This is a genomic window from Virgibacillus sp. W0181 (assembly GCF_051846915.1).
In the GTDB taxonomy this organism is placed as follows: Bacteria; Bacillota; Bacilli; order Bacillales; family Amphibacillaceae; genus JBPYCR01.
On the sequence record NZ_JBPYCR010000008.1, the window covers coordinates 18,972 to 41,874 of the forward strand.

The following is a 22,903-nucleotide window of genomic DNA, read 5'->3' on the forward strand; positions in this document are numbered from 1 at the left end:
ATATTTCAATGACTATATTCTGGATTAATCTTACTGTTGTATTCTTTTTCTCCTTTTTGGCAAGATACTATGCGGTTCCATCAAAAAATATAAATGCTGTCATACCGAAAAAACCAAATAAACTCTTAATCTTTGTTGCATTTGTATCACTTACATTAGTATCGGGGCTTAGGGCAAATATTGGTGATACTTATTTTTACATTCACTCTTTTGAAACGAACTATTTTACTTGGGAATCTGTTCTGGCTGATAAGGATATTGGGTTTGGTCTATTACAGTTTATACTAAAGAATTACGTTTCAGAAGACCCCCAAATATTAATTTTTATAACAGCGCTCCTAACGAATCTGCTTCTTGTTATTGTATTTTATCATTATTCAAGAATGATTGAGATCAGTTTATATGTATATATTACTGGAGGATTATTTTTAGTCTCCATGAATGGGATAAGGCAAGTGCTCGCCGCTGCAATAGCATTTACAGCTATCCGCTTTTTAATAAAAGGGAATTTCATAGCATATACATTTATAATAATTGTTGCCTCTCTTTTCCATCAAAGTGCGCTTGTGTTAATTCCGATTTATTTTCTTGTAAGGTACAAAGCTTGGTCAAAAGCGACAGTAGCACTCATTATATTTTCCGTCATTATTGTTCTAGGTTATGAACAGTTTTCAAATCTACTGTTCACAGCCATTGAAGATACGCAATATGGGCATTATGAATCTTTTGCCGAGGGAGGGGCAAATACGCTGCGCGTGCTGGTTGCTGCGGTCCCTTTGGTCATAGCCTATTTGGGCAGGGAAAAGTTGCGACGTATTTTTCCGAGCAGTGATTACATTGTAAACATGGCTCTTGTTGGGTTGATTTTTATGATTATCTCAACACAGAATTGGATTTTCGCTCGATTTTCTATTTACTTTGAGATTTACACACTCATTCTTTTATCTTGGATTATTCAACTGTTTACTGAGAGTAATAGAAAATTGATATATTACGGTATTATTGTTTGTTATTTAGCTTATTATTACTACGAAAACGTAATGACACTAAACATTATGTATCGGAGCAATTATTTCATGTAGTTAGTGGAGAAAGGAGGACGTTCATGGCAATCCTTGTTACCGGTGGGGCGGGATATATTGGAACCCACACGTGTGTAGAATTATTAAACAACGGTGAAGAAATTATTGTTGTTGATAACCTTTCCAACAGTAAAAAAGAAGCTTTGAATCGAGTGCGGTTAATTACCGGGAAGGATTTTAAATTTTATCAGATCAATATTTCAGACCGAAAAAGCCTGACGAATGTTTTTGAAGAAAATGATATTGAAGCAGTTATTCATTTTGCCGGTTTAAAGGCGGTCGGGGAATCAGTAGTTGTTCCTTTACGTTATTACGATAACAATTTGACTGGAACGATTAGATTATGTGAAGTAATGCGGGAATTTGGCGTGAAAAAGCTAGTCTTCAGCTCCTCGGCAACCGTATATGGGCAAACGGAGCAAATGCCTATTAAAGAAGATGCGACTCTTTCGGCCACTAATCCATACGGACGAACGAAGCAGATGATTGAAGAGATGCTACTTGATTTATATGCATCTGATCCTTCATGGAGTATTGCTTTATTAAGGTATTTTAATCCGATCGGAGCCCATGGATCAGGTCTTATTGGTGAAGATCCAAACGGAATTCCGAATAATTTGCTTCCGTATATCTCACAAGTTGCAGTAGGAAAAATCAGGCAGCTTCATATATTCGGAAATGATTATCCTACAGGAGATGGAACAGGTGTAAGAGATTATATACATGTAACGGATTTAGCAAATGGGCATTTAAGGGCGTTGGAATTTGTACGATCTTCCACGGTTGTGGAACCTTTTAATTTGGGGACAGGTCAAGGCTATTCGGTGCTTGAGGTTGTGCAGGCATTTGAAAAAGCTACCGGGAAACATATTCCATATCGTGTCGTAGAACGTCGCCCGGGAGATGCGGCAGTTTGTTATGCAAATCCGAAAAAATCCTTAAAACAATTAGCTTGGCAGGCAAAAAAAAATATGGAACAAATGTGTGTCGACACTTGGCGTTGGCAGCAACATAACCCAAATGGCTATGAGAGTAAACAACTCGTTTAGGCCTCCGGTAGTACACGGTATAAGAAAAGTTATATGTAATTAGTAGAATCAAATATTATTTGTTGTAAAGGAGCGTAAAAATTGAAACGAGGCGTTGATTTGTTTATTGCGGTTTTCATGCTAGCTTTTTTTTCGCCATTATTGTTCGTTATTGCGATCGTTATAAAACGCGATATGGGGAGCCCTGTCTTATTTATACAACAGCGTCCGGGGCAATATTGCCGCCCATTTTACCTTATTAAATTTCGAACGATGAATAACAAGACAGATTTACAAGGTAACTTACTACCTGACCACATCCGTTTAACTGCTGTTGGGAAATTCCTTAGAAAATACAGCCTAGATGAGTTGCCACAGCTACTTAATGTTGTTAAAGGCGAAATGAGTCTTGTAGGGCCACGCCCTCTCCTAATGGAATATGTCCCTCTTTTTACGGAGGAGGAAAATAGACGCCATCAAGTGAAGCCAGGTATAACCGGTTGGGCCCAAGTGAACGGTAGGAATGCAATTTCCTGGGAACAAAAATTTGAACTGGATAGCTGGTACGTTAAAAATCATAGCTTCATGCTCGATCTGAAAATTTTGCTTCAAACGATAGGGAAAGTGTGCAGAAAAGAAGGCATCAATCAGGAAAATCAGGCAACGGTTGAAAAATTTAAACGATCGAAAGAAGTGATCCAGTATGAAAAAAGTCATTATTATCGGTGATGGTGGTCATAGCAAAGTTATCCGAGACATGATTTTGTACAGGAAGGAATATGAAATAGCGGCAGTATTAGATGATAAATATGCATGTATATCAAAAAGGAACGGGGGACTGTATGGTCCTCTTTCTTATTTCTATAAATTTAAGGAAAAGAATATCAAAGTCATTATTGCAATTGGAAATAATGCTGTACGAAAGAAAATAGCAACACAGCTGAACCTGAAAAGTAAACACTATATGACACTGATTCATCCAACAGCAACGATTAGTCCGACGGTATCGATCGGGTACGGAACAGTGGTCATGCCACATGCAGTTGTAAACACAGAATCGTCAATTGGAGAGCATTGTATCATCAACACGGGAGCTATTGTCGAGCATGAAAGCCACATTGGTAGTTATGTACATATTTCGCCGAATGCAACGTTAACCGGAGAAGTCAAGGTGGAGGAAGGTACGCATATTGGAGCGGCAGCGACGATTATTCCCGGACGTACCATTGGAAGATGGTCCGTAATTGGAGCGGGTGCAGCTGTCATTAAGTCAATACCTGCTTACTCCACAGCCGTTGGATGTCCGGCTCGAATGGTCAAGAAAGGCGAAAAATATAATCATGAGGTCGTGATGTGAAATGAGAAAACCTAAAATACATTTATCCCCTCCACATATGTGTGGCAGGGAACTGCATTATATCAAAGAAGCATTTGATACAAATTGGGTTGCGCCGGTTGGGCCGAACATAGAGTCGTTTGAAAAGGAGGTTGCAAGCCATGTTGGAATTAGTGATGCGGTAGCAGTAAATTCCGGAACAGCTGCCCTGCACCTGGCTCTTTCCGTATTGAATGTAGGAAAAGGGGACGCTGTGTTTTGTTCCACGCTCACTTTTGTTGCTAGTGCCAATCCGATCCTTTACCAAGGAGCAGAACCGGTATTTATCGATTCCGAACCAGAGACGTGGAATATGTCTCCTTTAGCTTTAAGAAAGGCTTTGCATATCGCCTCACTGGAAGGCAGGCTACCAAAAGCAGTCATAGTCGTGAATCTATACGGTCAAAGCGCCAAAATGGATGAGCTCCTTTTAATATGTAATTATTACAACGTTCCAATCATTGAAGATGCGGCTGAATCACTTGGTTCAAGCTATAAAGGGAAAGCAAGTGGTACGCTTGGCACATTTGGGGTTTATTCCTTTAATGGAAATAAAATTATTACAACTTCCGGTGGTGGCATGCTCGTTTCAAACAATATTGCTTCACTTAATACAGCACGTTTTCTTGCCACGCAAGCACGCGACCCGGAGCCATATTATCAGCATCATACGATTGGCTACAATTATCGCATGAGTAACTTGCTTGCGGGCGTAGGAAGAATTCAGCTACAGCAATTGGAAAAACGAGTTGATACAAAAAGAATGATTTTCAGAAAGTATTATCATGCATTAGGAGATATTGACGGTATTTCCTTTATGCCGGAGCTGGATAATACAAGATCAAATCGTTGGCTAACAGCAATTGCGATCGATGAAGAAAAAACCGGTGTAACGGTAGGACAAATACTGACAGCATTTAAAAAGGAAAATATCGAAGCGCGTCATGTCTGGAAACCGATGCATTTGCAGCCGTTGTTTAAAGGTGCTCGTTATTATTCACACCAAGAAAACATACATATTGCTGAACATTTATTCGTTCGTGGTATTTGTCTTCCATCAGGTTCGAATTTAAGTGAGAATGACCAACAACGTGTCATTCAATGCATACGTGATGTGCTGGAAAAGAAGCGGAAGAAGCGGTTTTATATACTAGGGGAATATGAGGTAATGGGAGAATGATAGGGGAAAATATTAAAAGAATACGAGTGGAGAGAAGGCTCAGTTTATCTGAGCTTGCCGACCGTGCACAAATTTCAAAATCATACTTAAGCAATATTGAACGAAACGTTAATCAAAATCCATCCATTCAAATTATGGAAAAGATTGCAGCTGTTTTAAGCGTTGATTTTCAAGTATTAATGGGGAACGAGATAAAAAAAGATGCCATTCCCGAGGAAGCATGGGTACAATTTGTGAATGAGCTGAAAGAAAGCGGAATCGAGGCAGACCAACTTTCTGAGTACAAAACCGTCATTGAATTTGCTAAATGGAAACAAGACCAAATATGCAGAAAGAATTCATGAAGAGGGGAGTATATGGACAATAAGAAGAAAAAGATACTCCATGTTACCGGTGCGATGAATACGGGTGGGACGGAAACGTTGCTAATGAATATCTTTAAAAACGTCGACTCGAAACAAGTACAATTTGACTTTGTTTCCTATAGCGAGGAAGAAGCATTTTATGATAAAGAGATTCAAAAACTTGGCGGCACGGTTTTCCATCTTAAAAAAACCAATTCAATAAAAGAGCTTTACGACCTATTGAAACATGAAGGCCCATATGATGCCGTTCATGCGCACACATTATTTCATTGCGGCATTGCTGTAATTGCAGCATGTTTGGCCCGAGTAAAGATACGTGTTTCCCATGCACATACGACAGCCGATTGTGATACTGGAATATTAAGAAGGTCTTATACGTTGCTCATGCGTTTGATCATTTGCCTCTTTTCCACGCATTTATTAGCTTGCAGCAGAGCAGCGGGTTTCTATCTATTTGGAAAACGAGGCATAAGAAAAACAACCTTTGCCTATTTTCCAAACGTCATCGATTACCAAACGATGATGGAAGATGTCCCTTTAGCAAAAACTCGCAAATTCAACATCGAAGCAGGATTGGGTACAAGCGTTGTCATTGGACATATAGGTAGGTTTATCGCAGCCAAAAACCAGTTATTTTTACTGGAGGTTATGAAATGTCTCATCCAAAGAGACCCATCCATTAAACTTTTATTTGTTGGAGACGGAGAATTAAAAGAGCAAGTAAAACAAAAGGTGAATGAGGAAAAATTGACTGATCATGTGCGCTTTTTGGGTCTCAGAAGGGATATATCAACTGTGTTACAGCGCCTGGATGTATTCGTATTTCCATCCATCTATGAAGGGCTAGGACTTGTTTTACTGGAAGCACAAGCATGCGGAGTTCCATGTGTCACTTCAGAAGCCATTCAGCCAGAAGCGGATATTGGTCTCGGGCTGGTGAAACAGCTATCTTTGAAAGAGGAACCTGCTGTATGGGCTGAGACCATCTTGGAATCCGTGAGTAAAAAGGAAAAAAAACGTCAAAAAATTGTGAATCACTTTGAGAATGCCGGCTATTCACTAACCGGTGGCATTAATTCATTAATGAGACTTTATCAAATAGGAGCAGGGGATGCAGATGAAAAACGTATTAATCACCTCCTTTGACATGGAAGTGGGCGGTGTCGAAAGAAGCTTGGCCGGTATGTTGAATCAAATTGATGATAATGCGTACAAAGTTGATCTCATGCTATATAGTCATACAGGCGATTTTATGCATCTGCTGCCGAAAAAAATAACACTACTGCCGGAACTGCTTGTATGGAAGACGTTCCGAATGTCCATTAAGGATGTTTTCAAACACGGGAAATTTTTGTTAGGGCTAGCTAGGGTCTTTGCAAAAGTGCGGGGGGCATTTACAGCATCGGATGAAAAGGGGATTCAACAAATGCAATACATGTGGACGTATGCACTTCCTTTTTTGCCACGTGTAAAAGGGACGTATGATGTCGCGATCAGTTATTTATGGCCCCATTATACCGTAGCTGAAAAAGTCGACGCAAAAATAAAAATAGCCTGGATTCATACCGACTATTCCACTGTTGATACAAATAAGGGGATGGACTTGGAGCTGTGGAATAAGTTTCATCATATTATTGCAGTATCTGATGCATGCAAACAGGCATTTATCAAAAAATATCCTAAATTGGCCGACAAGGTACTCGTTATTGAAAATATGATTTCTTCTCAGATGGTTCGAACTCTGGCAGAAGAACATGTCGATTCACCAATGGAAGCAGATAACCGGTTTAAAGTAATTACCGTGGCGCGATTATCCTATGCAAAAGGCATTGATCAAGCGGTAAAGGCGATAAAGCTCTTGAAAGATAGAGGATATCCTGTTGTTTGGTATGTCGTTGGCTATGGAGGGGATGAAAAAGAAATACGACAGCTTATTTCCCGAAGTGGTTTGGAAGATGACTTTATTTTATTAGGTAAAAAAACAAATCCATATCCATATATGAAAGCAGCTGACTTGTATGTGCAACCGTCTCGATATGAAGGAAAGGCTGTTACCGTAACAGAGGCACAAATGCTTGCCAAACCGGTATTAATTACGAATTATCCGACTGCCCATGGGCAAGTAAATGATGGAGTAGATGGTATCATTTGTGACTTGTCGATTGCAGGAATAGCGGATGGGATTGCGCAGCTATATGATCAGCCAGAACTAGGGGAGAAACTTACGAAAAACTGTAAACAGATGAAATTTAATGATGAAATGGAGCTTGCGAAGCTTTATCAACTCATGCAGGGGGATCGATGCAGTTGGACAAAGAAAAGGTTAGCATAATCGTCCCGGTCTATCGTGTGGAAGAATATATTCACCGTTGCCTTGACAGCATTATGAACCAAACATATAAACATTTAGAAGTTATCATTGTAAATGACGGGTCACCCGACCTTTGTGGGGAGATTGCAGAAAATTATAAGCAACAAGACGACCGAATTACCGTTATTCATCAAAAAAATGGCGGGTTGTCAGCTGCGAGAAACACCGGAATGCAACATGTAACCGGTGCGTTTACGATGTTTGTGGACAGCGACGATTGGCTGGATGAGAAGATGGTAGAAAAGCTCATAAATGCAATACACACCTACCAAGCAGATGTTGCACAGGCGGCTTTTTATTATACCTATCCGGACCATTTGCTTGTGGATGAACGGAATTACAAACAAACGGCGCGCCCAGTTGTTTTCGACCAACAAACCGGGATGAAAGAGCTTGTTGTTAATGAAAAGATAAAAAATTTTGCATGGGGGAAATTATATAAAACCGCGATCATTCGGGACTTACCTTTTACAGAGGGCGTTTTGTTCGAAGATGTGTATTGGGCACACCTTGTCATGGATCGTGTGCGTGCTTATGTGTTATTACATGAACCGTTATATTATTACAGGCAACGGGATGACAGCATCGTGACCACATACTCGGCGCGGAACCTGGATATCATTGACGGCTTGAAGGAACGTCACGCGTTTATTGAAAAAAAATATGCGTGGCTGACGAATGAATCGTATAAACTACTGTTGAAAACGAATCTATTTCATTATTATTTGCTTGTGTTCAATAAGGAGAAAGATACGCTTGGAATCTATCGTAATGAAATAAAAGAATATATTAAAGACCATATGAACAACTTGAAAAAAGCCGTGAAAAACGATCGCGACTTAAGTCGGCAGCTGCACTTGTTTTCGTTTCATCCGAATGCAAATCTAGTATACCTTGCTATGAGAAAACTTCTAAGAAAAATGAACATTACAACTCAGCCGGCAGGATTAAGGCAGGTGGACTAAATGTATCGTTTTAAAAAACTGGCAGCTCTGGCCCTTATTAAATTTTTTAACTTATTGCCAATGAAGCAAAATAAAATTTTTCTATTCAGTTATTACGGTTCGCAATATGGGTGTAACCCGAAATATATAACCGAATACATTCAGGCAAATTATCCGCGCGGAACGTTCGATCTCGTATGGGCATTCAACGATTTATCCAAGTCGCCGTTTCTGCCAAAGGTGAGAAAGGTAAAAACGATGTCCCTAAGCTATTTCTATGAACTGTGTACAGCTAAAGTGATTATTACCAATTACCGAACGACGGATTTTTTCCTGAAAAGAAAGGATCAATATTACATTCAAACATGGCATAGTTCCTTACGGTTAAAACAGATCGAAAAGGATGCCCAGCAAATGCTTCCTTCTTCTTATGTTCATATGGCAAAAAAAGATGCTCGTAAATGCGATCTTTTGTTGTCGGGATGCAAGTACAGCACATCTATTTTCCAGCGTGCATTCTGGTATAAAGGGGAAATATTGGAATGTGGAACACCGCGCAATGACTTGTTATTAAATCAACCTGCCGGAAAAATGGAAGCAATACGGAGAAAGCTCGCCCTTCCTTCCGATGTGAAAGTGGTTTTATATGCACCGACCTTCAGGAAGGATGACGCGAATGAAATGTATAACTTGCCGACAACTGCTTTATTACAAGCATTGGAAAGTCGGTTTGGAGGAGAATGGAAGCTGCTTGTCAAACTGCACCCGCACGCAGCTGCGAAAGGCGAGTCGTTCATTCAGGGTGAAAGCGCAGTGAATGTTTCTGAATATAACGATATGCAAGAGCTACTTTATTTAGCGGATATTGTTATATCCGACTATTCTTCGCTTATATTTGATTTTGCATTAACAAGACGCCCTTGCTTTTTATACGTTCCAGACGTTGAACAATATACAAAGAAGGAACGGAAAATGTATTTTCAACTGGACGATTTACCATTTACAAAGGTAAAGAGCGAACGAGAATTGGTTGAGGTAATAGAGCAATTTGAAATCGAAGCATACCAAAAGAAAGTAGAGATATATTTAAAAGCTATCGAAACATATGAAAAAGGATATGCTAGTGCACAAGTAATGAAACGGATTGAAAAAGTTTGTTTTGGAACGGAAAGGGTGGAAGTGAATGAAGCAGTATAAAGTTGGTTATACAACAGGCGTGTACGACTTATTTCATGTTGGGCATCTAAATATATTAAAGCGAGCAAAGGCACAATGCGATTATTTAATTGTTGGTGTAAGCACAGATGAACTTGTTATGGAATACAAACAAAAGCGGCCGGTCATTCCGTTTGAGGAGAGAATGGAAATCATCGAAGGACTGAAATATGTCGATCAAGTAGTACCACAGAAAAACCGAGATAAATATATCGCTTGGGAGCATTTTCTTTTTAACGTCTTATTTGTTGGGGACGATTGGAAAGGAGATGCTCTTTTTATGAAACTGGAGGAAAAGTTTAAAAAAGTCGATGTCGATGTTGTTTACTTTCCGTATACAGCCGGCGTCTCTTCAACCATTGTAAAAGAAAAAATCGGGATGTGAGGGATTGAATAAATGAATCCTGTGATAAGTGTTATTGTTCCCGTTTATAACGTGGAAAATTATCTAGAAAAATGTCTATCAAGCATTTGTAATCAAACAAAAAAAGAGCTGGAAATTTTATTAATCAATGATGGATCAACTGATAACAGTCCATCTATTTGCGAAGCTTTTGCAAAAATAGATCCGCGTATAATCGTTATTCATCAATCCTCAAAAGGGGTAAGTGCAGCAAGAAATACAGGGATTAAAAATGCAACCGGAGAGATGATCGGATTTGTAGATAGTGATGACTGGATTCTACCGGATATGTTTGAGAATTTAGAGAACATATTAAAAGAGAATGACAGTGATATCTCGATTTGTGGATATGCCCGCCAGTTTGAAGACGAAGTAACACAATTTAGAGAGGCCAATCGAATACTCGTGCTCCCGCAGGAAGATGCATTACGAGAGTTATTTCGAGGGAAAATATACAGATTTGCATTATGGAATAAGCTGTATCGGCGCCATTGTTTTAATAATATTACTTTTCCTGAAGGTAGAATCCATGAAGATTTGGCTGTTTCATATAAGCTGTTTTTAAATGCAAAACGCATCGTTAACACCCCTAAAACGGGTTATATTTACCGGTATAGAGAGAAAAGCATTCTTACGACAAAGTTTCATAAGGGTAGAATTGATAGCTATAAAGCGTGGGATGAAATCATAAATACTATTAACGATATCTATCCACAATTAATGAGGGAAGTTTGGATGAGGTTTGTTTGGTGGTCAATAGACAATGTTCAAACAATCTTAAGGGAAATTACAGATAAACAAGACGCTAACGAACAATTCGCTCGGATTAGTTGTGAAGTGAGAAAACATTTTAAAGATATCTCAAAATCAAAACAACTATCTTGGAAAGTGAAGTTGCAACTGTTGATGATAAATTATCAATGTTATATTTCAGCAAAGAATAAGAAAATATTAAGGGGTTAACTTACTTAATGACTGGAGGCACAATTATGCCAAAAGTAAGTATTATCGCATTAATTTACAATTTAGAGGCATATACACCATTGTGTATTAATTCTGTATTAGAGCAGACATTCGAGGACTTTGAATTAATACTCGTTAACGATGGGTCTACTGATAATAGTGGACGCATTTGTGAGGAATATGCAAAGAAGGATGAAAGAATAGTCGTTATACACAAGAACAATGCCGGTATTGCCGCTGCTCGTAATACCGGCATTGCTCATGCTTCTGGTAAATATATTACTTTCATCGATTGTGATGATTACTTTCACGAACAGATGGTAGAAATTCTTTATAAGCAAATTGTTACCAACAAGGCGGACATTGCTATGTGTGATTTTCTCCCTACAAAAGAGGGTATTGAGGATCAAAGGAAAGACAGACTAGAAGATTATACCGTATCAACTTATACAAACAGGCAAGTTTTATATGGTTTATATGAGGAAGGTCATACCTATGTTGTACCATGGAACAAATTATATAGAAAAGAACTATTTAAGAACGTGAAATATCCCGACGGTTACTTATATGATGATGAATTTACAGCACATAGACTGCTTTATGAAGCAAAAAAAACCGTATATGTTCATGTCCCATTATATTTTTATGTTATACGTAATGGAAGTACTACTCATTCCCCAATGACAGAAAAAAAGTTCGATAAGGTGCTCGCTTTACATGATCGGGCAGAGTTTTTTAGGTTAAAAAATTTACCAGAACTAGAAGAGAAGGCATTAGATAATTTTACGGTATATTTTTTCTGGTATTATTTAAATTCACAAATTGAACTACCAAAAGCAGATGATAGACGTACTGAAATTAAAAAAATCTACAATCAGTTATTTTTTAGAATAATTAAAAGCCGCCAGACTAATAAAAGAGAAAAAGTTGTATATAGCGTTTTTCGCTTTAGTCCTTATATTCATAAACATTTGTTTACTGACTTAGGGAGAAAAACTTAACAAGGCAAACACTGGTGCTGGTGATACAAACTTTTCAGGAATTGGAGGATATCTATGCTATGCCAAAAATAAGTGTAATTGCACCTATATATAATGATGGATTAAACTTGCCTCTCTGTATCAAATCTGTATTAGAGCAAACTTTTACTAATTTCGAACTTATTTTAGTTGATTATGGGCACGAAGATAATAATAGGATAATTTACGATAAATATTCAAATCTTGATTCGAGAATATCGGTAATACATAGTGAAAATAGAGATATTGGTGCAGCACGGAATATCGGTATCTCTCATTCGTCCGGAGAGTACATAACTTTTATCGAATGTGATGATTTTCTCCACGAGCAAATGCTAGAAGTATTGTACGATCAAATGGTTACTACTGCGGCTGATATTGTACTATGTAATTTTCATCCGATAGAAGAGGGAGAAGATAAGAATGAGAATCGTAGGAAAGACCCAGTCCAAGACTATTCTGTAACGACTTTTTCCGGTGCTGAGGCCTTGAATGGTCTATATGATACAGACCGTTTGTTTTCCGTTCCATGGAGCAAGATGTACCGAAAAACTCTTTTTAAAAGTATTCAATACCCGATAGGCTATGTTGACGATGATGAATTTGTTGCTCATAAACTTTTGTATCTTGCAGCTGAAGTTGTTTATGTTCATGAACCTCTTTACTATTATGTCGTTTGTGAGGGGCGTAAAGGTAGTGTCACACCAATACCAATGACTATAGAAAAGTTTGATAAATTATTGGCACTATATGAACGTGCTATTTTCTTTAGAGAAAAAAAGCTAAAAGATGTGGAAGAAAAATCACTTCTTCATTTTTCAGAGCATTTTTTCTGGTATTATTTACAATCCCAAAAGGAACTTCCGAATGCTAATGATAGACGTAAAGAAATTAAAAAATTATATAATAAGCTGTTTTTTAGATTGATGAATAATCCGCGAGTAAGTATAAAGAAAAAGATTGTTTACGGTGCTTTCCGGATTAGTCCATCCATTCATAAACTATTGATATCACGCCTAGAGAACAAGAAATTGGCGGAGCAGTTATGAATAAAAAAAAGTTGTTGTTTGTTATTGATTCACTTGCGTGTGCAGGAGCTGAAAAAAGTTTAGTTACTCTCTTAAGTTTAATTGATTATGATTTGTATGATGTAGATCTTCAATTATTTTTGTATGGAGGAGAATTGGAAACGCTTGTTCCAAAGGAGGTAAAGATATTACCACCATTTAAATACACGTACTTTTCTTCAAAGCCGCTTTGGAAAACTGCTTTTTTATTTCCTCCTCGCTATACATCAGCGAGGCTTTTTTATTCGTCTAAGTTGAGGATAGGTAAGCCAAATAATATTACAAAAGCTAGGTTATTTTGGGAAAGTATTGGATCGGTTATTCCATCTAATCAAAAACACTATGACGTGGCAATTGCATATGCTCAAGGGGTTCCAACGTTTTATGTGTCCGAAAAGGTATTAGCGGATAAAAAGTATGCGTGGGTCAACGTCAGCTATAACTTAAAGGGAATTGAAAGAACATTTCAGATGAAGCATTATAACAATATGGATAAGATCATTTCTGTCTCTGAGAAAACAAAGGAAATCTTTCTAGCAAATAACTTACCTGTAGAAAATAAGCTAGAAGTGATTTATGATATTACCAACCCAGAATTGATAAATAAAATGGCTATAAGCGGAAAAGGATATGAAGATAATTTTAATGGAATTAGGATATTAACTATTGGCCGAATCGCAAGGCAAAAGGGCTATGATATTGCTATAGAAGCATGTTCAAGACTCAAACAATCTGGAATATCGTTTCGATGGTATGTGCTTGGTAAAGGCCCTCTGGAAAAAGAGATACGGGAGCAGATCAAGTCGCTTGGGCTGGAAGAGGAAATGATACTCTTGGGAGTTAAATCGAATCCATATCCTTACATTAAAGAAGCTGATCTATATGTCCAGACATCGAGATTTGAAGGGTATGGCATAGCACTTGCAGAAGCAAGAATGCTAAACACACCTATTGTCACCACACGTTTTGATGCCGTGCATAGTCAGATGATGGAGGGTAAAAACGGAATCGTTGTAGATATGAAACCAGAAGCTGTGGCAGCAGGTATTCAGCAACTGATTGAAAATCATGAATTAAAGGAACGAATTATAGCTTATCAAAAGAAAGAGAAAAAGGGTAACGTAGAAGAGCTTCAGAACTTTTATAAACTTATTGGGACTTAATGAAAAGGGTGAGAGTAGGAAATATGAAGAAAAAAATCCTATTTATGCTGATAAGTATGAATGTGGGAGGAACAGAACGAGCTTTCTTGAATATGCTTCATGAACTACCGAAAGAAGAATATGATATTACAGTTTTACTGTTACAAAAAAAGGGTGGTTTTTATCAGGATATACCTAAACATGTAACTATAAAGGAAATGAAAGACTTCCCGCAAGTTGGTCGACATCTTCGACACCTTTCTTATAATCCAAAACAAAAAATAAAAGAACATTTGTATAAGCGCCGATATAAAGAGGCGCTTTTTCTATTTGCTCTCCAAAGCTATATACGAGTAACTAAAGACAGGCGAATGTTGTTTAAAATAATATTTAAGAAAGTCCCAATGATGAAAGATGAGTACGACATCGCAGTAGCCTACGCAGGACCAATGGATATAATCACATACTATATTGCAACCCGGGTGAAGGCAGCAGAAAAGCACCAATGGATACATTTTGATGTAAATCAAATAGGATTCGATCTGTGGTTTGCGAAGAAAATGTATAAGTCATTCAATCGCATATTTGTAGTTTCAAAAACTGCTGCAACTAACTTAAAAGAAAAAATACCGACATTAAGCAATAAAATAGAGACTCAGGTAAGCTCTCTTCCGGTTTCTACAATTACTCAGTTTGCAGAAAAAGAAGACGTGTTCAACACTTCTTCAACTCTTAAAATTGTAACGGTAGCAAGGGTTATGAAAGAGAAGGGACCGGATATAGCCGTAAAGGTACTCTACGAATTAAAAAAGCTTGGGTATAACATACAGTGGCATTGGATTGGTGAGGGTGAATGGATGGTGCATATTAAAAACTTGATAAAGGAATTAGACGTTGAAGACTCATTTATATTAGAAGGGTTAAAAAGCAATCCTTATCCTTATATACGTCAAAGTGATATCTATGTCCAACCTTCCAGGCATGAGGGCTACTGTTTAACCATCGCAGAAGCACGTGCTTTAAAAAAACCTATTGTGGCAACTGATACAGCAGGTGCCGCAGAGCAGATTAAAAATGGAGAGACGGGGTTAATTTCAGGAGTAGATGTACAGGAGTTACTACAAAGTATCGTAAAGTTAATAGAAAATCCAAAATTGAGAATCAAATTTGGCGAAGCTTTAAAAAGAGAAAACGTAGGACAGCTAACTCCTGTAAATTTTAAAGAAAGAAATACATATTTTGAAAGAAATACATCAAGAAAACAAAGCACTGTTTAATCAAAAGAAAACTTATGCATGCGCAAAAAGTAGGTTGAGAGGTTATAGGGTAAAAGGGGGAAAAAAGAATGAACTCTCCTTCTATTAGTATTTCCATTACTGTATATAACTTGGAAAAATATGTGGAGAAGTGTATAGAATCTATATTAAATCAGGAATTTACAGACTTCGAGTTAATAATTATTGATGATGGATCTACAGATCAAAGCAGTGAAATTTGTAAGTACTATGAGCAGGAGGATAAGAGGATAACATATATTTATCAACCTAACCAAGGAGTGTCGGCAGCGCGCAATCGTGCTATTGAGGCTTCGACTGGAAAATACATTCTTATGGCTGATGGCGATGATCAGCTTGAATCAACAATGCTTGCTAAGTTATTTGACCTTTGCGAATCAAACAGTGCTGACATAAGTACATGTATGAATTATCTAGTAGACGAAAATAGTCAAATATTAGGTACACCTACTATTAGTACTAAGGTTCATTTAATGAGCAATGAAGAGGCCTTGTTTAAAATGTACAGAGGTAAACTTACGGGGTATGGCTTGTGCAATAAGCTGTATAGAAGGGAATTATTTAAGAATGTTAGTTTCCCGGTTGATAGAAATTTTGAAGATGCTGCTGTACAGTATCGTCTTATTCTCCAAGCCAATAAAGTAATATTTACTGAAGAGCGACTATACTTCTATGTAATCCATTCAGAAAGTATGACTAGGAAGAAGTTAGCGAAGTACAGTAATAAACGGTTAGATATTATACAAAATTTTCGCGAGTCAATGGATTATTTAAAACAAAACAATACATCTAAGTGTGTACTGGATATTATGGCGGCAGACTATTATAAATCCCTTAGAGGACTGGTCATAGATATTATGAAAGAAAATAAAGATGTACGAAGAAATGCATTGAAAATCGTGACACATCAACTTATTTTATGGAAACCTTTATTTGTAGATAATCAATATGTATCTAAAAAGGAGACTTATTTAATTCAATGCTGGTCTAGACTACCTAAGCTGACGTTGGTGATTTATTATATTAGAAATCGATTCGTATTAAATAGTTAATAATACTTGAATATGAATCTTGCTAGAAGGGGTAGAAATAACTTATCGTTTGCTGTATAGGAGGGGGGATACAAATATGCAGCCATTAATCACTGTCATTGTCCCTGTCTATAATGGGGAAGCATTCATTGAGAAGTGTTTTAGTAGTATATTAAATCAAACTTATCAAAACCTCGAAATCATTATTATTAATGATGGCTCTAAAGATAAGAGCCCAGAAATATGTGATAAATTTGCTGAGCTAGATGAAAGGATCATAGTGGTTCACCAAAAAAATGTAGGTTTATCTTCGGTTAGAAATAAAGGTTTGGACATGGCAAGTGGTGAACTAATCGGATTTGTTGACTCTGATGATAGTATACATCCAAGAATGTTTGAAATTCTGCAAAAGCACCTTCATGAAAACAACGCCGATATCTCTATGTGTCAGATAGCAAAAGTCTACAACGCAAACATAAATGAACATATAATAGAGAGCAATAAAACGATAACCAAACAGCAAACGCACACTTTTCATAAAGAAGAAGCATTTAACAACTTATTTAATGAAAATAATTTAGTAACTGTTGTTCCCTGGAACAAATTATATAAGAGAGAAGTTTTTAAACATGTTCGCTATCCGGATGGAAAAGTGAACGATGATGAATTTGTAATTCACCATATTATTCAAGCTGCACAAAAATTTGTTTTCACAGATGCGGTTTTATATTACTACTTTCATAACGAAAATAGTATTACAAATCAAAAATATAATCTTAAGAGACTTGAGGCCTTAGAAGCAATTAAAGATCGTGTTTTATTTTTTGAGTTAAAACAATATAATGAATTACTTCAAATGGGGTCGAATACTTATTTGCATTTAATTATCATTCATTATTATTTAGTGCAAAAGTACTTTCCGGTTGAGAAGGACGTTATGGAAAAGTTGAAAAGAGAGTTTAGAGCGGAATTTTATACTTATAAAAATATCTTGAAAGAAAAAAATAGAATGGAACTTAAGCTATTTTTAATTCATCCCACTGTATACCAGGGGTTTATTAAGGCTAGAAAAAAGCTTTCTTATATATTGGGGCGAAATAATAATGTATTAGCTTATTCGCAAAAAAATCACAAAAATGAAGTTTAGCATTAAAGCTAAATGTAATAGAGGTGAGTCTAGTAAAATGCCAAGAGTTAGTCTAATTGTATCTGCATACAATATTGAAAACCACATAAGGAAATGTATAGAATCTCTCATTTATCAATCTTTCAAAGATATAGAAATAATAGTAGTTAACGATGGTTCTACAGATAATACATTGAATGAAATTCAGAAAGTGAAAAAGAAGGATGCTAGGATAAATGTAATTAATCAAAGTAATGAAGGAGCAATGAAGGCAAGGGAGATTGGCTTTAAAGAGGCAAAAGGAGAGTACTTACTTTTTGTAGATGGTGATGATTGGCTAGCTGAAGATGCCATTGAAATTTTATATAAAAAGGCTAAACAAAATGATTACGATATTGTATGCTATAAATTTTATTTTGCGGATGGCGAATCAATAAAAAAAAGCTCGTCTAAAAACATCAGTTATCAAATGTTGGTAGGAGACGATTTTTTAAAGATGATTATGACTAGTAAGATAAACCCATCATTATGGAGTAAGTTCATAAAAAGAAAATTTATCATAAACAGTAATATAAACTTTCCTAACGATATTGTTAAAGCAGAGGATTTAGCTTTTACATGCTCCCTTGGTATGCATAATCCAATAGTATGTCTTATTGATGAATACCTATACTATTACTTTACTGCTAGAAATACATCAGCAACTAACTCTGTTTCATCTACATTATTAGAGGTGGGAAAAGCAACTAATTTTATTCAACAAGATTTGAGAAACAATAATATATACAATCATAATAAAGAGGAATTTGAATTTTTATCCTTCATTCACACCTTCTGGGTTAACAGAGATATAATTTATAACAAAAAAGGTAAAGTGAGCAAAACATTATTTAAAAATTGGAAGGGAACCGGGATAAACATTAAAAAGAACAAATACTTCAAGGAATTAATGTTGAAAGAGCCTCTTAAAATCAGAGTAATTTCCAATTTACTAATTAGTAGTTACTTATTAGGAAGTTTATTTTACAAGTTTTATAACATATATATTTTGCTAACTAAGGGGCCAAATTCAGTTAAACATTACACATGAAAATGTGCACAAAACAAATATGTTACAATGTAACGATTTTTAGGAGTTGACTAATTTAATGATAAATATTTATAAGCCGAAAATCGTTAAGACCAATTCCGGTACAAGAGTAACAGCTGTCTTTGAACATAATTTAAATGAAAACATTTTATGGTATGAGATTGATGATAAATATGGTGAATATTTAACCGATGAAACAGCTGATGGTTTTGTAGTTGGTTTATTATTTTATGCTTTAAAACATGGGAGTGATATGCGGATTTTGGCGCCACTCTCTCAGAATCTGTATTATTCTATTAACAACTATTTAATTCCATTATTAGTTAAAATTCATGGGTATAAACAAATTAAAATAACGTGTAATCTACTACGTCATGATCCAATAAAAAACAAAGGGGCTGTTGGTACGGGTCTTTCTTGTGGTGTTGATTCATTTGCCACCATTATTGATCACTTAAATGACGATTGTCCAGAAGGATATAAAATTAATTACTTTACATTTTTTAATGTTGGCTCTCATGGTGATAACGGAGGGGAGAGGGCTAGGGATTTGTTTAAAGAAAGAGCTGAAATAACCAGAAAATACGCTGAAGAAGTTAATAAGGAATTTATTACGGTAGACAGTAATATTAGTGAAATACTTATGATGAATTTTGAACAAACGAATACATTGAGAAGTTTGTCGGCTGTTTTAATACTACAAAGATTATTTAATGTTTATTACTATTCTTCCAGTGTACCAATTACACGTTTTAAGCTAAACAAAAAAAACACAAATGGTTATGACATCTTTAATATGAGTATGCTATCGACTGAAACCATTCGCTTTTATTCCTCTTGCCCTATGATGACCAGAGTAGAGAAAACGAAGCTTGTTGCAAAATATGAACCTTCTTATAAATATTTGAATGTATGTTTTTATGAAGAGAATAACTGTGGTAAATGTCCAAAGTGTTTAAGAACGTTATTAACATTGGAAGTTATAGGGGAAATACGACGTTATTCAAACGTATTTAACTTAGAAGCTTATTACTCTAATAGGAATAACTTTATTGCGACGATAATTGCCAAAAAGCAAAGTGAAGATAACTTAAAAGAAATACATAATGAAATGCTACGCCAAAACTTTAAGATACCGTTATCATCAAAAATTATGTCTATTGGTTTTAAATTAAAGTTAAACTTTAAAAACAAGTTCATGGGTAAAGGTAGAGTTATTAAATTGAAAAGTATGTTCAGGACTAAATCTATTAGAAACGAGGCTTCATAATACTGTTTAGAGGTGAAAGTAGTGATAAAAAAGAGAATATTAGTCGATGCATACTTTGCTCGGAATCTAGGTGATGACCTATTTCTAAAGGTACTTATTGAAAGATACCCAAATGTGACCTTTCACTTACGAACAGCAAACAAAAATTATAATATTTTATTCAGAAGTTACAAAAACGTAAAGATAATTAAGTCACTATGTCTAAATGTAGGAAACCTGACATATAATTTATTCGATAAAATACACAGCCTATTTTTGAATTATAAGAACTACGATGCATTAGTTATTATAGGTGGATCTATTTTTATGGAAACTAAAGGTTGGGAAGAAGTATTAAAAAAGCGAGAATACTTACCGAGTAAATTCAAAAAAGCAGGTAAAAAAACGTATATTCTAGGTGCGAACTTTGGACCTTTTAAGGAAGACCTATACCGAAAAAAATATATGGACTTTTTCACTAAGTTTGATGACGTATGTTTTAGGGATACATACTCCTTTAATCTCTTTAAGGATCCTGACAATATCAGATATGCACCAGATATAGTATTTAATTTAGAAAAAAGCTATTCTCAACCAAAAGATAATTGTATTGGGTTTTCAATTATTGATATCCAGAATAGAAACGGCTTAAAAGAATACCAGGACAAATATATTGAAAAAATAGGGGATATAATAAAAAAGTGTGTAGAGCTCGGCCATAATATAAAACTATTTTCCTTTTGTGAAAGGGAAGGTGATATACGCGCAATAAAATATTTGTTAAAAAGCCTTGATAGTTCATACAAGAAGCACATACAAGTTGTTAATTATGGTGAAGATATAGATTCTTTTCTGTATGAATTTGAATCATGCATGTCTATAGTAGGTATAAGATTTCATTCTATAATTTTAGGATTGTTATTTGATCAGCCTGTATTTCCAATAGTATATAGCGATAAAACATTCAACGCTTTAGAAGACTTAAAGATTGAAAGTGATTGTAGCTTTATTAAAAATATCGAGGATCTTGAAATTGAAAAAGTAATAAAAGTTTTACTAAACAACAGATTAAATAATCGAAGGTATTTGTCTGAAGCTGCTAATCAGTTTGAAAGACTAGATAAATTATTACTGTAAATTATCATGTATCGCTCCATAAAAATATAATCAATCTCGAAAAAGGTGTGATAAGTTTGCAAAAGGCAATCAAAAAGTTGATGCTACTTTTCAACAGAAGAGAGAAGAGAAAATTTTTAGTTTTATTCTTCTTGATGATAGTGGCAGCTATATTTGAAACAATAGGGATTGGATTAATTGTTCCATTTGTCGGAATTATAACAAATCCTGAAATTATCCAGGAACAAGCTGTTTTGTCATATATTTACGACTTGTTTGAATTTCAATCAACAACATCTTTTATTATATTTTCTGTAATAGGGCTACTGGCTGTTTTCGTTTTAAAAAATCTATACTTACTACTTTTTAATTATGCACAGTTTAGAGTCATTTTAAATCAACAAGTTAAGCTATCTAGCAATTTATTTAAAGAATATTTAACAAAACCATATTCCTTCCATTTGCAAAGAAATAGTGCAGAGTTACTTCGTAATATAAATGGAGAGGTATCTAAGGTATTTCAAGGTATAATCATGGCGAGTTTTCAATTGTTGACAGAGTTTTTGGTTATTACTTGTATTTTAATATTACTATTGGTGACTGCTCCAATAGCCACTACAGTAGCTTCTGTCCTATTAGGAGGAAGTGTTTTTTTATTTTTTGCATTTCTGCGTAAGAAAATAAGTCGACTTGGGAAAGAACAGCAAAAGGTAAATGGAACGATGATTAAATGGGTAAATCAAGGGTTAGGGGCAAGTAAAGAAGTTAAAGTTTCAGGTAAAGAAGGATTCTTTATCAATTCCTACACTGCACAAAGTCAGATCAGGGCTAACAATAGTCGGTATATGAAGATGTTAGAACTAGTACCAAGGTTATTTATCGAAACCTTGTTAGTATCTATCGTTCTAATCACAATGCTAATCATCGTTTTTCAAGGAACAAGTATAGCTCAACTCATTTCGACAATGGCCCTATTTGCTATGGCATCTTTCCGATTAATGCCTTCTATTACCCGTGTAATGTCGCTTATAACAAGTATTCGATACAATCAGCCTGCATTAACAGTTGTCTATGATGATTTGTTTTCGAATAAAGATGGGAATATAAAAGTTAATAAAAATTCAATAGTAATTAATAAAGGAGAAAAAACATTTAAGGATTCAATAAAGTTAAATGAAGTATCCTTTTGCTATCCGGAACAAAAGGAGTGGTCAGTAAAAGATATCTCTTTAACTATACCAATTGGGCAATCAGTTGCATTTATAGGGGAATCGGGTGCTGGAAAAACAACACTTGTAGATATAATTTTAGGGCTGTTTCGTCCAGAACAAGGTAATGTTTTGGTAGATGGAAAAACTCTACATGATCAAAAGGAATTATGGCAGCAAAAAATTGGTTACATCCCACAATCAATATTCCTTTCGGATGATACGATCCGTGGTAATGTTGCTTTTGGAATTGATAGTAACTCCATCGATGATAATGAAGTTTGGCGGGCTTTAGAGCAGGCACAACTCAAAGAATTTGTTGAAGGGCTTCCGGATAAATTAGAAACATCGGTAGGAGAACGTGGGGTGAGACTTTCCGGTGGTCAGCGACAACGCATAGGAATAGCACGAGCCCTATATCACAATCCTGAGATTTTATTTATGGATGAAGCAACGTCAGCCTTGGATAATGAAACAGAAAAGGAAATTATGAAGGCGTTTGATGGATTAAAAGGAGAAAAGACCTTAATTATTATTGCCCATAGGTTAAGTACAATAGAAAATTGTGACATTGTATTTAGGTTGAATAAAGGAAGGCTTGTTAATGATAACCTTGAAAAATCCATCATTTAAA

Annotated in this window: 22 protein-coding genes; all 22 read left to right on the plus strand. The window is 35.7% G+C overall.

Translation table 11 applies throughout. The features are described 5' to 3' along the window. Positions 1-8: 8 nt before the first annotated feature. Positions 9-1,082 carry an EpsG family protein gene (locus tag ACLIBG_RS05100; RefSeq protein ID WP_439311673.1) on the plus strand — a complete coding sequence of 358 codons (1,074 nt, stop codon included), beginning with the start codon at positions 9-11 and terminating at the stop codon, positions 1,080-1,082. 23 nt (positions 1,083-1,105) lie between these two features. Then, entirely contained in the window at positions 1,106-2,131 is a 1,026-nt protein-coding gene (gene galE, locus ACLIBG_RS05105) for a UDP-glucose 4-epimerase GalE (RefSeq protein ID WP_439311674.1), read from the plus strand. An 81-nt stretch (positions 2,132-2,212) separates the two neighbouring features. Next, positions 2,213-2,839 carry a sugar transferase gene (locus ACLIBG_RS05110; protein WP_439311675.1) on the plus strand — a complete coding sequence of 209 codons (627 nt, stop codon included), beginning with the start codon at positions 2,213-2,215 and terminating at the stop codon, positions 2,837-2,839. Then, positions 2,814-3,467: an acetyltransferase gene (locus ACLIBG_RS05115; protein WP_439311676.1), complete on the plus strand. Its 654-nt coding sequence runs from the start codon at positions 2,814-2,816 to the stop codon at positions 3,465-3,467. Before ACLIBG_RS05110 ends, ACLIBG_RS05115 begins: the two co-directional genes overlap by 26 nt. Before the next feature lies 1 nt (position 3,468). Next, positions 3,469-4,665: a DegT/DnrJ/EryC1/StrS family aminotransferase gene (locus tag ACLIBG_RS05120; protein WP_439311677.1), complete on the plus strand. Its 1,197-nt coding sequence runs from the start codon at positions 3,469-3,471 to the stop codon at positions 4,663-4,665. Further along, the gene (locus ACLIBG_RS05125) at positions 4,662-5,009 is read left to right on the plus strand and encodes a helix-turn-helix domain-containing protein (protein WP_439311678.1); all 348 of its coding nucleotides are present in this window, start codon (positions 4,662-4,664) and stop codon (positions 5,007-5,009) included. Before ACLIBG_RS05120 ends, ACLIBG_RS05125 begins: the two co-directional genes overlap by 4 nt. Positions 5,010-5,021: 12 nt before the next feature. Further along, a complete protein-coding gene (locus ACLIBG_RS05130; protein WP_439311679.1) occupies positions 5,022-6,176 on the plus strand; it encodes a glycosyltransferase family 1 protein in 1,155 nt (384 codons plus the stop codon). Further along, positions 6,142-7,362, plus strand: coding sequence for a glycosyltransferase (locus ACLIBG_RS05135; RefSeq protein ID WP_439311680.1), 1,221 nt, complete (start codon positions 6,142-6,144; stop codon positions 7,360-7,362). The genes ACLIBG_RS05130 and ACLIBG_RS05135 overlap by 35 nt, the downstream gene beginning before the upstream one ends. Further along, positions 7,338-8,366, plus strand: coding sequence for a glycosyltransferase family 2 protein (locus ACLIBG_RS05140; protein WP_439311681.1), 1,029 nt, complete (start codon positions 7,338-7,340; stop codon positions 8,364-8,366). Before ACLIBG_RS05135 ends, ACLIBG_RS05140 begins: the two co-directional genes overlap by 25 nt. Continuing rightward, the gene (locus ACLIBG_RS05145) at positions 8,367-9,542 is read left to right on the plus strand and encodes a CDP-glycerol glycerophosphotransferase family protein (RefSeq protein ID WP_439311682.1); all 1,176 of its coding nucleotides are present in this window, start codon (positions 8,367-8,369) and stop codon (positions 9,540-9,542) included. Then, on the plus strand, positions 9,529-9,945 hold the full coding sequence (locus ACLIBG_RS05150; protein ID WP_439311683.1) for an adenylyltransferase/cytidyltransferase family protein: 417 nt from the start codon (positions 9,529-9,531) through the stop codon (positions 9,943-9,945). The genes ACLIBG_RS05145 and ACLIBG_RS05150 overlap by 14 nt, the downstream gene beginning before the upstream one ends. A 12-nt stretch (positions 9,946-9,957) precedes the next feature. Continuing rightward, positions 9,958-10,926, plus strand: a complete 969-nt coding sequence (locus ACLIBG_RS05155) for a glycosyltransferase family 2 protein (protein WP_439311684.1) — start codon at positions 9,958-9,960, stop codon at positions 10,924-10,926. A 26-nt stretch (positions 10,927-10,952) separates the two neighbouring features. Further along, complete coding sequence (locus ACLIBG_RS05160; protein WP_439311685.1) at positions 10,953-11,927, plus strand: glycosyltransferase family 2 protein; 975 nt, start codon at positions 10,953-10,955, stop codon at positions 11,925-11,927. Positions 11,928-11,986: 59 nt separating this feature from the next. Further along, the gene (locus ACLIBG_RS05165; protein ID WP_439311686.1) at positions 11,987-12,994 is read left to right on the plus strand and encodes a glycosyltransferase family 2 protein; all 1,008 of its coding nucleotides are present in this window, start codon (positions 11,987-11,989) and stop codon (positions 12,992-12,994) included. After that, positions 12,991-14,175: a glycosyltransferase gene (locus tag ACLIBG_RS05170; protein ID WP_439311687.1), complete on the plus strand. Its 1,185-nt coding sequence runs from the start codon at positions 12,991-12,993 to the stop codon at positions 14,173-14,175. The genes ACLIBG_RS05165 and ACLIBG_RS05170 overlap by 4 nt, the downstream gene beginning before the upstream one ends. Positions 14,176-14,198: 23 nt before the next feature. Beyond that, positions 14,199-15,431 carry a glycosyltransferase gene (locus tag ACLIBG_RS05175; protein ID WP_439311688.1) on the plus strand — a complete coding sequence of 411 codons (1,233 nt, stop codon included), beginning with the start codon at positions 14,199-14,201 and terminating at the stop codon, positions 15,429-15,431. A gap of 68 nt (positions 15,432-15,499) precedes the next feature. Continuing rightward, on the plus strand, positions 15,500-16,501 hold the full coding sequence (locus tag ACLIBG_RS05180; protein WP_439311689.1) for a glycosyltransferase family 2 protein: 1,002 nt from the start codon (positions 15,500-15,502) through the stop codon (positions 16,499-16,501). A gap of 76 nt (positions 16,502-16,577) precedes the next feature. Next, positions 16,578-17,627 carry a glycosyltransferase family 2 protein gene (locus ACLIBG_RS05185; protein WP_439311690.1) on the plus strand — a complete coding sequence of 350 codons (1,050 nt, stop codon included), beginning with the start codon at positions 16,578-16,580 and terminating at the stop codon, positions 17,625-17,627. A gap of 37 nt (positions 17,628-17,664) precedes the next feature. Further along, positions 17,665-18,696, plus strand: a complete 1,032-nt coding sequence (locus tag ACLIBG_RS05190; protein WP_439311691.1) for a glycosyltransferase family 2 protein — start codon at positions 17,665-17,667, stop codon at positions 18,694-18,696. A gap of 58 nt (positions 18,697-18,754) precedes the next feature. Then, complete coding sequence (locus ACLIBG_RS05195) at positions 18,755-19,966, plus strand: hypothetical protein (protein WP_439311692.1); 1,212 nt, start codon at positions 18,755-18,757, stop codon at positions 19,964-19,966. A gap of 21 nt (positions 19,967-19,987) precedes the next feature. After that, on the plus strand, positions 19,988-21,082 hold the full coding sequence (locus tag ACLIBG_RS05200) for a polysaccharide pyruvyl transferase family protein (protein WP_439311693.1): 1,095 nt from the start codon (positions 19,988-19,990) through the stop codon (positions 21,080-21,082). Positions 21,083-21,129: 47 nt separating this feature from the next. Further along, positions 21,130-22,902, plus strand: a complete 1,773-nt coding sequence (locus tag ACLIBG_RS05205; protein ID WP_439311694.1) for an ABC transporter ATP-binding protein — start codon at positions 21,130-21,132, stop codon at positions 22,900-22,902. The last annotated feature ends 1 nt before the right edge of the window (position 22,903 follow it).

Bases quoted from the DNA above. Each gene is read 5' to 3' on its own strand.
- ACLIBG_RS05100 (WP_439311673.1), top strand. From the start codon at position 9: ATGACTATATTCTGGATTAATCTTACTGTTGTATTCTTTTTCTCCTTT.
- galE (WP_439311674.1), top strand. From the start codon at position 1,106: ATGGCAATCCTTGTTACCGGTGGGGCGGGATATATTGGAACCCACACG.
- ACLIBG_RS05115 (WP_439311676.1), top strand. From the start codon at position 2,814: ATGAAAAAAGTCATTATTATCGGTGATGGTGGTCATAGCAAAGTTATC.
- ACLIBG_RS05120 (WP_439311677.1), top strand. From the start codon at position 3,469: ATGAGAAAACCTAAAATACATTTATCCCCTCCACATATGTGTGGCAGG.
- ACLIBG_RS05125 (WP_439311678.1), top strand. From the start codon at position 4,662: ATGATAGGGGAAAATATTAAAAGAATACGAGTGGAGAGAAGGCTCAGT.
- ACLIBG_RS05130 (WP_439311679.1), top strand. From the start codon at position 5,022: ATGGACAATAAGAAGAAAAAGATACTCCATGTTACCGGTGCGATGAAT.
- ACLIBG_RS05135 (WP_439311680.1), top strand. From the start codon at position 6,142: ATGCAGATGAAAAACGTATTAATCACCTCCTTTGACATGGAAGTGGGC.
- ACLIBG_RS05145 (WP_439311682.1), top strand. From the start codon at position 8,367: ATGTATCGTTTTAAAAAACTGGCAGCTCTGGCCCTTATTAAATTTTTT.
- ACLIBG_RS05150 (WP_439311683.1), top strand. From the start codon at position 9,529: ATGAAGCAGTATAAAGTTGGTTATACAACAGGCGTGTACGACTTATTT.
- ACLIBG_RS05155 (WP_439311684.1), top strand. From the start codon at position 9,958: ATGAATCCTGTGATAAGTGTTATTGTTCCCGTTTATAACGTGGAAAAT.
- ACLIBG_RS05160 (WP_439311685.1), top strand. From the start codon at position 10,953: ATGCCAAAAGTAAGTATTATCGCATTAATTTACAATTTAGAGGCATAT.
- ACLIBG_RS05165 (WP_439311686.1), top strand. From the start codon at position 11,987: ATGCCAAAAATAAGTGTAATTGCACCTATATATAATGATGGATTAAAC.
- ACLIBG_RS05170 (WP_439311687.1), top strand. From the start codon at position 12,991: ATGAATAAAAAAAAGTTGTTGTTTGTTATTGATTCACTTGCGTGTGCA.
- ACLIBG_RS05175 (WP_439311688.1), top strand. From the start codon at position 14,199: ATGAAGAAAAAAATCCTATTTATGCTGATAAGTATGAATGTGGGAGGA.
- ACLIBG_RS05180 (WP_439311689.1), top strand. From the start codon at position 15,500: ATGAACTCTCCTTCTATTAGTATTTCCATTACTGTATATAACTTGGAA.
- ACLIBG_RS05185 (WP_439311690.1), top strand. From the start codon at position 16,578: ATGCAGCCATTAATCACTGTCATTGTCCCTGTCTATAATGGGGAAGCA.
- ACLIBG_RS05190 (WP_439311691.1), top strand. From the start codon at position 17,665: ATGCCAAGAGTTAGTCTAATTGTATCTGCATACAATATTGAAAACCAC.
- ACLIBG_RS05195 (WP_439311692.1), top strand. From the start codon at position 18,755: ATGATAAATATTTATAAGCCGAAAATCGTTAAGACCAATTCCGGTACA.